The organism is Sporolactobacillus shoreae (assembly GCF_004684935.1).
Lineage (GTDB): Bacteria > Bacillota > Bacilli > Bacillales > Sporolactobacillaceae > Sporolactobacillus > Sporolactobacillus shoreae.
Genome location: NZ_SRJD01000006.1, coordinates 150,093 through 162,551, shown reverse-complemented (window position 1 = coordinate 162,551; position 12,459 = coordinate 150,093). Strand labels below are relative to the sequence as shown.

9 protein-coding genes, 1 tRNA gene and 1 riboswitch are annotated in these 12,459 nt (G+C 47.8%); of the genes, 4 read left to right on the top strand and 6 right to left on the bottom strand.

All coding sequences use genetic code 11. The annotated features are described in order from the left end of the window. Positions 1-2: 2 nt before the first annotated feature. From E4665_RS07700 to E4665_RS07685, 4 genes are all read left to right on the top strand, one after another. Positions 3-971: a Gfo/Idh/MocA family protein gene (locus tag E4665_RS07700; RefSeq protein WP_135348206.1), complete on the top strand. Its 969-nt coding sequence runs from the start codon at positions 3-5 to the stop codon at positions 969-971. A gap of 148 nt (positions 972-1,119) precedes the next feature. After that, entirely contained in the window at positions 1,120-2,616 is a 1,497-nt protein-coding gene (locus E4665_RS07695; RefSeq protein ID WP_135348205.1) for an aldehyde dehydrogenase family protein, read from the top strand. Between the two features lie 286 nt (positions 2,617-2,902). After that, positions 2,903-4,360: an ArnT family glycosyltransferase gene (locus tag E4665_RS07690; RefSeq protein WP_241654734.1), complete on the top strand. Its 1,458-nt coding sequence runs from the start codon at positions 2,903-2,905 to the stop codon at positions 4,358-4,360. A gap of 119 nt (positions 4,361-4,479) precedes the next feature. After that, positions 4,480-4,581, top strand: a riboswitch (SAM riboswitch). A gap of 137 nt (positions 4,582-4,718) precedes the next feature. Beyond that, positions 4,719-6,026 (top strand): O-acetylhomoserine aminocarboxypropyltransferase/cysteine synthase family protein, encoded by a 1,308-nt coding sequence (locus E4665_RS07685; RefSeq protein WP_135348204.1) that lies wholly within the window; start codon positions 4,719-4,721, stop codon positions 6,024-6,026. Between the two features lie 102 nt (positions 6,027-6,128). On the opposite strand, the gene E4665_RS07680 is transcribed toward E4665_RS07685, so the two are convergent. The 6 genes from E4665_RS07680 to E4665_RS07655 form a co-directional block, all read right to left on the bottom strand. Continuing rightward, positions 6,129-7,331 (bottom strand): NAD(P)/FAD-dependent oxidoreductase, encoded by a 1,203-nt coding sequence (locus E4665_RS07680; protein ID WP_135348203.1) that lies wholly within the window; start codon positions 7,329-7,331, stop codon positions 6,129-6,131. Between the two features lie 336 nt (positions 7,332-7,667). Continuing rightward, positions 7,668-7,739, bottom strand: a tRNA-Glu gene (locus E4665_RS07675). A 119-nt stretch (positions 7,740-7,858) separates the two neighbouring features. Continuing rightward, positions 7,859-8,506, bottom strand: a complete 648-nt coding sequence (deoC, locus tag E4665_RS07670; RefSeq protein ID WP_135348202.1) for a deoxyribose-phosphate aldolase — start codon at positions 8,504-8,506, stop codon at positions 7,859-7,861. Between the two features lie 18 nt (positions 8,507-8,524). After that, on the bottom strand, positions 8,525-9,826 hold the full coding sequence (locus tag E4665_RS07665; RefSeq protein WP_135348201.1) for a pyrimidine-nucleoside phosphorylase: 1,302 nt from the start codon (positions 9,824-9,826) through the stop codon (positions 8,525-8,527). 16 nt (positions 9,827-9,842) lie between these two features. After that, positions 9,843-11,036 (bottom strand): phosphopentomutase, encoded by a 1,194-nt coding sequence (deoB, locus tag E4665_RS07660; protein ID WP_135348200.1) that lies wholly within the window; start codon positions 11,034-11,036, stop codon positions 9,843-9,845. 150 nt (positions 11,037-11,186) lie between these two features. Beyond that, on the bottom strand, positions 11,187-12,152 hold the full coding sequence (locus tag E4665_RS07655; protein WP_135348199.1) for a ketopantoate reductase family protein: 966 nt from the start codon (positions 12,150-12,152) through the stop codon (positions 11,187-11,189). Positions 12,153-12,459 lie beyond the last annotated feature (307 nt).

Genomic DNA, 12,459 nt, shown 5'->3' with positions numbered 1-12,459 from the left:
TGTTGAAGGAACTGAACTGGGCTATTATCGGTCCCGGAACAATCGCATCGGAATTTGCCGCTGCCGTTCATGAGTCAGGCGGAAAAATTTACGCCGTCGGATCCCGCAATTTAGAACGCGCGCAGGTGTTCGCGGATGAGCATCATATTGAAAAAGCCTACGGGAATTACGATGAGATGCTTAAGGACTCCAAAATCGATATTGTCTACCTTTCTACCCCCCACTCCAACCACTATGAATACCTTCTTAAGTGTCTGGAGAACGGTAAGCACGTACTCTGTGAAAAAGCGATCACCGTCAGCAGCGAGCAGCTGGACCCGGTGATCCGCCTCGCCAAAGAAAAGAATCTGATTGTTGCTGAAGCGATGACCATCTACCATATGCCGCTCTATCAAAAGCTGAAAGAAGTGGTCAACGCTGGAAAGATCGGTAAACTGAAGATGGTGCAGGTTTCTTTCGGCAGTCTGAAACCTTACGATGTAAAAAGCCGGTTCTTCAATAAAGATCTGGCCGGCGGCGCGCTTCTGGACATCGGCACATACGCCCTGTCTTTCGCCCGGTTTTTCCTGTCAAGCCAGCCCGATGAGATATTGACAACCGTTAAAACCTTTGAAACCGGCGTTGACGAATCATCAGGCATTATCCTGAAAAATACCGATGACCAGATGGCCGTCGTTACACTGACCATGCGGGCGAAGCTGCCGAAGCGCGGCATTGTTACCGGAGACAAAGCGTACATCACTGTTGACAACTTCCCAAGGGCCGACAAGGCGACACTGACTTATCCCGACGGACGGACAGAAACGATTGAAGCCGGAGACACGGCCAAAGCGATGGCCTATGAATTTGAGGACATGAACGCGGCCGTCCTTGGGGATCGCCGCGAAGAGACTTTGCACCTGACCTCCGATGTCGTTAAAATCATGACTCATGTCAGGAAGCAATGGGGCATCCGGTATCCTTTTGAGTGACTGAGCTGAGAATCTTAATTTATAGTAATGTACTTTAGATATCAGGCTTTTTTAGATGGATGAGCATTTTCATTTTGTTTTCAGCTCATTGCATTATAATGAAAGCGTATCAAAAAATACATTTCTCTTCAGAAAGGAAGAACCATTCATGAGTATTTCAGAATCTGTATTGAGCCAAACTGTTGACGCAGAGTACAAGCTTTACATTGGTGGCAAATTTGTTGAAGGTTCCGATGGTCGAAAACTCGCAAGCTATAATCCTAGCACCGGTGAGAAACTGGCCGAATTCGTCAATGCGAGCCATGAAGATGTCGACGCGGCTGTGAAAGCGGCTACAGAAGCATTTGAAACATGGAAAGATGTCAGCGTTCAGGAAAAAAGCACGCTCCTTCTGAAAATTGCTGATTTGATTGACGAAAATGCCGATCATCTCGCACTCGTTGAAACGCTGGATAACGGAAAACCTTTCAGAGAAACAAGTACAGTTGATGTTCCTGCAAGCTCCGATCATTTCCGCTACTTCGCAGGGGTCATCCGTTCAGAAGAAGGCACCGCAAAAGCGCTTGATGAAAATACACTGACGATTAATCTCAAAGAGCCACTTGGTGTTGTCGGCCAGATTGTTCCCTGGAACTTCCCTCTGCTGATGGCAGCCTGGAAGATCGCACCAGCTATTGCTGCCGGCAATACCGTTGTCATTCATCCTTCTTCGTCCACTTCGCTCAGCCTTCTTGAACTGGCGAAGATTCTGGATAAGGTTCTTCCCGCAGGTGTTGTCAATGTGGTTACCGGCCGCGGATCCGATTCCGGCGACTATATGCTGCATCATCCCGGCTTCGCGAAGCTGGCATTTACCGGCTCGACTCAGGTCGGTTATGAAGTAGCCGACGCTGCCGCAAAACGTCTGATCCCAGCGACACTTGAACTGGGCGGCAAATCAGCGAACATCTTCTTCGATGATGCGCAATGGGACAGAGCGATCGAAGGGGCTCAGCTGGGCATCCTGTTCAATCAGGGCCAGGTGTGCTGCGCGGGCTCACGAATTTTTGTTCAGGAAGGCATTTATGACAAATTTGTCGGTGCTTTGAAGGACGCTTTTGAAAAAGTCAAAGTCGGCCTTCCGTGGGAAGACGGCGTTCAGATGGGCGCCCAGGTCAACGAGCGCCAGCTTGAGAAGATTCTGGATTACGTCAAGATTGGTGAAGATGAAGGTGCTGAACTCGTTACAGGAGGCAAGAAACTGACGAATGGCGGCCTTGAAAACGGCGTATTCATGGCACCGACGATTCTCGCCAACGCAACAAACACGATGCGCATCGCCCAGGAAGAAATCTTTGGGCCGGTTGCGACCGTCATCAAATTCAAGGATGCCGATGAAGTGATCAAGCTGGCCAACCAGTCGGATTACGGTCTGGGCGGAGCGGTCTGGACAAGCAACCTGAACACCGCCCTTAAAGTTGCGCGTGGCGTACAGACTGGGCGCGTGTGGGTTAACACATACAACCAGCTCCCTGCAGGCGCACCGTTCGGTGGATACAAAAAATCCGGCATTGGCCGTGAAACCTACAAGAGCATTCTTGATGCCTATACCCAGACAAAAAACATTTACATCAGCACGAAAGAAACGGTTGACGGATTGTATTAATTCAAGCCGTTTCTCTGACAAGACACTTCAGGAACTTATTTTTATACCGGAAGAAGAGCGGAAACAGCGCTCTTCTTTTTTATTTGCTTTATTAAGCGTGTCTGCTCTTTTGCGCTCCAATCAACAGAGCAGCAAAAGAAACATTGAATTTTTTAACAGAGCCTTTTTATTAATGAGATTTGTATCTCTTCCTTTACAAATATTTGACACATTCTACACATTCAAATATCAGGCCATACTATAAAATAATCTGTGAGCTTATTACCGATTAGGGAGATCTGTTCTTATGAAGCGTTTCATGAGCAACAAAGCTAATGCCATTTATTCAACTGCTATAGCTCTGATTTTCGCTTTAGCGGTTTATAATCTGTTCTACAATTTGGGTAATTTCCAGATCGCTAACTATGATGAGGCCAGGCACGGGGTCAGCGCCTATGAAATGCTGCAGAATGGAAATTATATCGTCAATACATACAGATACCTGCCCGATTATTGGAACCTCAAACCCCCGCTCAGTTTCTGGAGCGTCATTCTCGGGTATAAGATTGTGGGCTACAACGCACTGGGGCTGAGATTGATTGCCGCAGTGTTCGGTCTCCTGACAATTATGATGGTCGCCTTTTTTATGCTGAAAAAGCACGGAAAGCTTGCCTCAGCCATTTCAGCACTGGTTCTGACAACAACCTTTCAGTACCTGACGAATCATGGCGTAAGAACGGGCAATCCCGATTCCCTCTATGTTTTCTTTTTTACAGCATCCGTTCTTGCTTTGCTGCTTTCCGGAAAAAACAATAAATGGATCTATATTTCCGGACTTGCCTTTTCACTGGCTTTTTTAACAAAAAGTTGGCACGCTTTCAGCATTGTCGGCATTATTGGTATATATCTTATTCTTTCGAACAAGTTCAGATCATTCAGGTTCAAGCAATGGATCCTTCTGATTTCCTGCATGTTCCTGCCGATCATGATCTGGGGCATTATCCGCTACCAGTACGACGGAGCGACATTCTTTAAAGATATGGTTGCCTACGATCTGCTGAGACGATCGTCAAATACGATCGAAGGTCATGTAGGAGGCAAGCTTTTTTATCTCAGAATTTTTTTTCAGTTCTACATCCTATGGTTTTCTATCCTCTTCGGGGCTGTGCTCGTCTATTTAAACAAAAATATTTCGTTCAAACAATATCAATTGCTGACGCCCGATAAAAAGGCTTATTTGATCGGAATCTGTGCGTGGGTCATTATTCCGATTCTGATTTTTTCAGTTGCCAAAACCAAAATCAGATGGTATATCATGCCTGTCTATCCGGCCTTCTCGGTCATTATCGGTGTTCTAGCCAGCAGGGTCATCAGAGACGGAAAACGGGCAATGAAAATTTTCCTGATCGGCGCCATATTAATGGCTTCAGGGGCGTACGAACTGAACATTTACAGATATGTGCATCACGATTATCCGGATCCCGAGCAGACCCTCATTCAGCAACTGACGGGGAAATATGAGATGAAGGGAAGGAGTCTGTTTGATTATAAAAGGAAAAAAGAGTGGCCTCAGAAAATCGTTTTAACGGCTGAACTGGCAGCTGATCTTCATATCGATGATGGAAATTTCAATGCCTTCCTGAGGTCTGATCGGGGACTGCTTCTCGTGCAGAAGCAATTTTATTCGAAAAAATTTCTTGATACTCATCACTTAAGAGTAGTCGCGTTCAACAAATGGGGCTATATTGTTGGTAAAGTTCAGTAAAAAGCCCTCTGGTGAAATACTCATAAAAATATGTAATACTTTATTAAAGATACCGAATTACTTGCATTTAAGTATTGACAAAGCCCTTTGATGGTTATAAACTAATCTCAATTAAATAAATCTTATCAAGAGTGGCGGAGGGACTGGCCCTGCGAAGCCCGACAACCAGCACAAAGGTGTATGGTGTTAATTCCAGCAGATTAAATTCTGGCAGATAAGAAAAGAATCGGCGAAGAAGCTGTTTCCCTCTTTTTTCTGCGGGAAGCAGCTTTTTTAATGGCAGCTCTTTCCAATCTGTAACTCTTTCCAATCTAAGATTCTATTTAATTAAAAAATCAGGGTATAGGGAGAGATCGAAATGGCTGAAGAAGAAAGAAAATTTGGTTTTGAAACTTTGCAGGTGCATGCCGGACAGGTGCCTGATCCAGCGACCGGAGCGCGCGCGGTTCCGATTTATCAGACGACATCTTTCGTTTTCAAAGATGCGGATGAAGCGGCCGACTTTTTCCAGCTGAAAAAACCAGGTAACGTGTACGCACGTATCATGAACCCTACGGAAGACGTTTTCGAAAAACGCATTGCGGCTCTTGAAGGCGGCGTTGCCGGCCTGGCCACTTCTTCCGGTTTGGCCGCGATCACTTACGCCATTCTGAACGTCGCCAACAGCGGTGACAATATTGTTGCCGCAAGCACACTTTACGGCGGAACCTACGAGCTATTTGCCGTAACCCTGAAGAAGCTGGGCATTGACGTTACATTCGTTGACCCGGATGATCCTGAAAACTTCCGCGCGGCAATCAATGACAAAACCAAAGCCCTCTACGGTGAAACGATCGGCAACCCGAAAATCAACGTCCTCGATATTGAAAAGGTTGCGGCGATTGCCCACGAAAACAAGATTCCATTCATTATTGACAATACATTCGGAACACCTTATCTGATCCGTCCGATCGACTTCGGTGCAGACGTTGTTGTCCACTCAGCTACAAAGTTTATCGGCGGCCACGGCACAGCGATCGGCGGTGTCATCGTCGATGGCGGTAAATTTGACTGGAGGGCCAGCGGCAAATTCCCTGACTTCACCGAACCTGATAAAAGCTATGGCGGACTGGTCTACGCGGACCTGGCACCTGCTTCCTTCGCCGCAAAAGCCCGTGTCCAGCTGCTCCGTAACACCGGCGCGACGATCAGCCCGCAGAACGCATTTTACTTCCTGCAGGGGCTTGAATCTTTGTCGGTACGCGTGGAACGTCATGTCCAGAACGCGCGCAAAGTGGCCCAATTCCTCAACAACCACCCGAAAGTTACCTGGGTCAACTACCCTGAACTTGAAGGCAGCCCATATCGCGAACTGGCAAAGAAATACCTGCCGAAGGGTGCCGGTTCTATCTTTACTTTCGGAATAAAGGGCGGCCTGCAAGCTGGTAAAACACTGATCAACAACGTTAAGTTGTTCTCACTGCTCGCCAACGTGGCCGATGCAAAATCACTGATCATCCATCCGGCAAGCACAACGCATGCCGAACTGACTCCGGAAGAACAGGCCGTTGCCGGTGTCACACCTGACCTGATCCGTGTATCCATCGGTATTGAAAGCATCGATGACATCATCTGGGATCTTGATCAGGCGCTTGCTAAGATTCCTGAACCAGTGGCAAGCAAATAATAGATAAAGAGTGAATGAAAGAGCTCAATGGGGTCACGTAATAGATGAGAGGAGCTCTCTGGCGAACTGCCAGAGGGTTCCTCTTTTTAATGTCATAATTCGTTATCTGCTGAAATCAAAGCGTCCTTTTTTCAGCATCGTCTCGACACCGCCGATTTTCACGAGTGATCGATTTTCGATGACTTTTTTCATAATTGATGCCGGATACCCCTTAATGTTTTTACCCAGGAGCTGCCCCATCGCATCATTTTTTCCAAGTGAGCATACTGTGCCCATACACTTGTAAGCAAATGGCTTCAGAGGCTGGCCCGTGACCCTGGCATTCAGATTGTAAGCGGCACAGTCAGCCTGTTGCATGGCAATCTGTGCTGTTGTCGGGAACGGTCGTCCGTTCTCGGGATCTATGACCTCGGAACAGTCCCCGATAATCATAATCTCACGAGCACCGGGCACAGTCAGATCCGTATTTACCCGGACTCTTCCTCGGCGCTGCAAAAAACCGGAATCCTCAATCACTGAGCTGCCTCTCACCCCTCCTGTCCATATAAAGGTTCCTGCATGAATTACGTTAAGGTCTTCGCCGTTTTTATAATAGACATGTCCCGGGGCTATTCGGTTGACGCGCCCCACAACAAATTCGACCCCTCTGCTTTCCAATTTTCGGCTTCCATACTCGGCTAATTTGCGATCGAACATGGGCAGCACATGAGGTGTGGGCTCAATACAGACGACGCGTATTTTTTTCTGATCGATATGATGGCGTTTCGCCAGCTTTGGCAAATGGTTGGTCAGCTCACCTAAAAATTCAAAACTTGTGAATCCCGCCCCTCCGACAACGACGGTCAGATGTTCATCACAATCATCTTCATGCCATGCGGCAAGCTGAAGCTCCACATGGCGCCTGATACGCTCAACGGACGGTATATCCGAAATAGAAAGCCCGAATTCACGGATTCCCTCGATCCCGAATGATTCAGATTCAAAACCAAGAGCGATCAGCAAATAATCATAATTTACAGGTTCATGCTGCTCTAGAATCACTGTTTTGGCATTCTGATTAACGGCAAGAACGGCATCCTTAATAAAAACAGTCTGTTTTTTGTCAATCACATATTCAATCGGATAGCAGATGCCCTCAGCTTCCGTCGTCCCCGCTGCCACCTCATGAAGAAGCGTTGTTTCGCAATGATAATCATTTCGGTTTATCAGTATGAGTTCTGCATTCAGATGCAGATCCTGTAGCTTTTTCAACGCTCTGAGTCCGCCATATCCCGCGCCAAGAATGACAATTCTGTTCCGCCTCAAATTGGTTCATCCCCTTCATTTATAGCATACGAAAAACTGCCGCAGAGGCTTCCTGTCACAATTTGTTCACAATATTTCCATTTCTATTGTAACTTTTATTGTAAACGCTTTCAATACGTAAAGAAAATTAATTGTATCTTTACCGTTTTTATGAATTCTCCCAGAAAAAGCTTTCTCTTATCTGCAAAAAGTGCTTTTCTCATTCCTTTGTCTCTGCTGAAAAAAGCTACTTAGTTACCCTTATTGAGTCAGGGCAGGCCACATTCCTGAGGTTATCTATACAAACAAAAAACCACCCGGCACTGATCAGTGCGGGTGGCTTCTCTTAAAATGTAATAAGGCGTACGGGAATTGAACCCGTGATCATGGAATGAGAATCCATTGGCTTAACCACTTGCCCAACGCCCTATCGTACTAATGCCCTTATTGAGCACGAGAAAAATTATAACATAACTAATGATCATATTTCAAGTGTCTGAACTCTATGGTCTGGAACCGGAACCGTAAAGATCCGATTAGGCCAATTTTTACTCTGCTATGATCTTCACGCCTGAGCTTGCTCCGATCCTAGAAGCTCCTGCGGCGATCATCGCTTCAGCTTCAGCTTTCGAATGAATACCGCCTGCCGCTTTGACACCGATATCCGCTCCAACCGTCCGGCGCATCAGTGCAACATCTTCAGGTGTGGCCCCACCGGTTGAAAATCCAGTCGACGTCTTGACATAATCCGTTCCGGCCTTAACCGCTAACTGGCAGGCTAATACTTTTTCTTCGTCAGTGAGAAGACAAGCTTCTATGATCACTTTCACAAGCGCCTTTCCTTCCGCCGCTCCGACAACTGCATGAATATCTTCTTCAACGACGTCTTCAAGACCGCTTTTCAACGCACCGATATTGATCACCATATCCACTTCATCAGCACCATTCTGAATCGCGTCCCGTGTTTCGGCGGCTTTGACCGCGGCCGTGTTCGCACCAAGAGGAAAGCCTATAACGGTGCATACTTTTACTTCTGAGTCTTTCAGCTGCTCCGCTGCCAGCCTCACCCAATACGGATTAATACAGACCGAAGCAAAGCCGAATTTCTTAGCCTCATCCGTCAGTTTCAAAATATCCTCTTTTGCGGCGTTCGGTTTTAGAGCCGTATGATCGATATATTTTGCTAGATTGGTCATTATGATCGCTTCCTTATCTTATTCAGTAATGATTTGGTGGATTAGTCGCGGTTTTTCCAAGTGGCTGCCAATTTTGATGCTTTGGTAAAGCTTGCTCTTCACATCTTCCACATCCGCACGATCCGAGTGAATCGTCAGGAGAGGCTCCCCCTCTTTGACCGGATCGCCGACTTTTTTATGCAGCACGATGCCCGCCGCGAAATTGACACTGTCTTCTTTTGTCGCCCGGCCTGCCCCGAGCAGCATGGCGGCAAGCCCGATTTCATCCGCAGCCATCGCTGTCAAAAAGCCTGAACTTTTCGCCGGAAGTTCGATTCTGAACTTGGCCTGAGGCAATTTTTCAGGGTGATCCGCTACCTCCGGATCGCCGCCCTGATTGGCAATAAACTGGCGGAACTTCGCCAGCGCCTGGCCATTTTGGAGCGCATTCTTAAGCAGCCTTCTCGCTTCTTCAACCGACTCCGCTTTCCCGGCCGACAGCACCATCAGGCTGCCCAGTGTCAGGACCAGTTCTTTCAGATCGGCGGGGCCGTTGCCTTTCAGGGTGTCAATCGCCTCTTTGACTTCGAGCGCATTTCCAACAGCAAAGCCAAGCGGCTGGGACATATCCGTGATCACTGCGGCCGTCTTCCGGCCGACATGCTGTCCGATCCGCACCATTGTTTCTGCAAGACGCACAGCATCTTTTTCATTCTTCATAAAAGCACCCGCCCCGGTCGTCACCTCCAGGACGATCGCGTCTGCCCCGGCGGCAATCTTCTTGCTCATGATTGAACTCGCGATCAACGGGATGGATTCAACCGACCCGCTCACATCCCGAAGCGCGTACAGTTTTTTGTCGGCGGGCACAAGTTCGCCACTCTGCCCGATCACGGCAATCCTGTCTCGGTTGACAAGTTCAATAAACCGTTCCGGAGTCAGTTCTACATGGAAACCCGCGATCGACTCCAACTTGTCGATGGTTCCGCCTGTAAAGCCTAGCCCGCGACCGGTCATCTTCGCAACAGGCACTCCGACCGAAGCAACAAGCGGCGCCAGAACAAGTGTCGTCGTATCACCGACCCCTCCGGTCGAGTGCTTGTCTACTTTGACTCCTTTGATGCCGGACAGATCAACCGTTTCTCCGGAGTTGACCATCGCCCGGGTCAGCTCGGCGATTTCCCGGTCAGTCATATCCCGGAAAAAAATCGCCATCGTCAGCGCACTCGCCTGATAATCGGGGATTGTCCCTTTGACATAACCGTCGATAAAGAAATGAATTTCCTCAGGAGAAAGTTCGTGCCCATCGCGTTTTTTTGTGATGATATCAACCATTCGCATTCGGCCACACCCCGCTTCAGTTTAATTCGCCAAGAAAACCTGTTCCCACTTTGGGCAGGCTCACGCCAAAGTTTTCCGCTATGGTCGCGCCAATATCCGAAAAAGTTCCGCGGACGGGCAGTGCTTTTCCTTCCGTGAAGCGCGGAGAATAGACCAGCAGCGGCACATATTCACGCGTATGGTCTGTCCCTTTGAATCCCGGATCGTTGCCATGATCCGCTGTAATCAGCAGCAAATCCTGATCCGTCAACTTCTCAAGCGCCTCACCAAGTTGGCTGTCAAAAGCTTCAAGAGCTTTTCCAAAAAGAACGGGTTCCCGCCGGTGGCCATACTTTGCATCAAAATCGACCAGGTTAGTAAAGCTCAGCCCATGAAAATCGTGATCCAACACTTCGATCAGCCGATTCATTCCGTCTTCGTTGCTGACCGTGTGCCAGCCTTCCGTAATTCCATGGCCGCTGAAAATATCATTGATTTTCCCGATGGCGAGCGATTCCAGCCCTGCCTCAACCAGGCTGTCCATGACTGTTTTTTCAGGCGGCACCAGGGTCAGATCCCGCCGGTTCGCCGTCCGTTCAAAATGATCCGCACGGTCGCCAACATAGGGGCGTGCGATAATCCGGCCCAGGTGATAGGGTTCATCAATCGTCAGCTTCCGGGCGTATTCGCAGATCGCGTATAACTCCTTAAGCGGAATCACTTTTTTATGAGCGGCGATCTGCAGCACGGAATCACCCGAGGTGTAAACAATCAATTCTCCGGTTTTCATCTGCCGTTCTCCGAATTTCTTGATAATCTCCGTACCACTGGCCGGCTTATTCCAGATCACCTTCCGCCCGCTGAAATTTTCTATCTTTTGAATCAGCTCGTCCGGAAATCCGTTTGGGAAGGTGTGCAGCGGTGTCATAACTGGAAGACCCATCATTTCCCAGTGACCGTCCATACTGTCTTTGCCAGCGGACACTTCATGCATTTTCGTATAAAAAGCTTCCGGATGTTCCTGCACAGCCACACCCTGAATTGGTTTTTCCGGCCGGATATTCGACAGCCCCAGTTTTTCCAGGTTCGGAACGTGCAGCCCGTCCATTGCTTCCGCCGTATGGCCAAGTGTGTCGCAGCCTTCGTCATTATATTTCGCAGCATCGGATGCTTCCCCAATCCCTACGGAATCCATCACAATGACATGGATTCTTTTAAAAGTTTCTCCCATGATATCCCCCGATTTAAGTCCACAGTTTTTCTGACTTCATTTTGCGTCTTGCGCAAAAACCAATCCACTGATATTTTAACCTAACTTAAAAAAAGCCGCAAAAAACTCCGGATAACCGCCCCCTTCGGTTACCCGGAGTCCTGAACCTGCTTATACCTGTTTCACAGGCTCCTCATATTTGCGTGACGCTTCTTTCAGATGTACGAGATCCACAAGCATTGAATGGTACGGTGCTTTAAGGCCATGCTTTTCAGCTAGCCGGACAATGGCTCCATTAATATAATCCACTTCCGTCGGCCGATTCGTCGTCATATCCTGATGCATGGACGGATAGTGGAGCGGATTGGAAACTTCAGATACGTACATGATCTGCTTCACCAGTTCATCACGGCCAACTTCCATATTGATCCCTTCGGCGTCGAACGCATCGTAGGCCTCATAAATTAGTTTCCGTGACATTTCCTCTGCATTTTTATAAGCGGCAAATTCACCCATCCGAATGTTCATTAAGGTACACAGTGTATTAACAACAGAATTGAAAACAAGCTTGGTCCAGACCGTTCCCATATAATCCGTGCAGACTGTCGGGTGCATCAGTGCCTTTTCCATTTCATCCGCCACTTTGTAGATGAATGGATCCGGTTCACCCTCCACTTTTACAATATGGACATGCCCTGCACCCCGCTTGCCGACAAAATCCACTTTACCTGGTCCCTTCATAACAGTCGCAACCATCGCTGTGCCGGCAATGATTTTCTTCCTGTCAACAAACTGAGCAATCATTTCAGCACCGCCATACCCATTCTGATTGGTCAGCACATACGTATTTTCCCTAAGGAAATGTTTACACCTTTCCATCACTTCAACGGTATGCATATCTTTGACAAACACAATAACCAGATCCGGCTCGCCGTGATATTCTTCCGGGTAACAGACAGCCACATCAACCAAGTGCGGATTTTCTCCGTCACGCGTCACTTCAACGCCGTGATTTCGATGAATCGCTTCTACATTCGGTACCCACGTGTCCACAAACTGTACATCGTTCCCCACTTCCTGAAACAGGACACCATACCTCAACCCCATGGCTCCGGCCCCAACAACAACAATTTTCATTCTGCTTTCGTCTCCTTTTTTTCTTTGAAATTTCTTGTTAATCACAACTTGTTTCTGAAGATGCAAAAAGCTCCACTCAGATCGTTCTGAGTGGAGCTCTTCCCGAGTCCCGCACAGACGCGAACAGGACTCAAGCAAACATTATCGGTTTTTCCGACTGCCGTTTGCCAGAGTCCTAGCTAATCAAAATAATGACTCGCTGTCCGCTTATCTGTGCTGAGATCATAATTAGTATCCTCTCGATAAGACAAAGATTGTGGTTAGTTGTTAAGTTTATATGATCTACTCTTTCGTGTCAATATAAAAA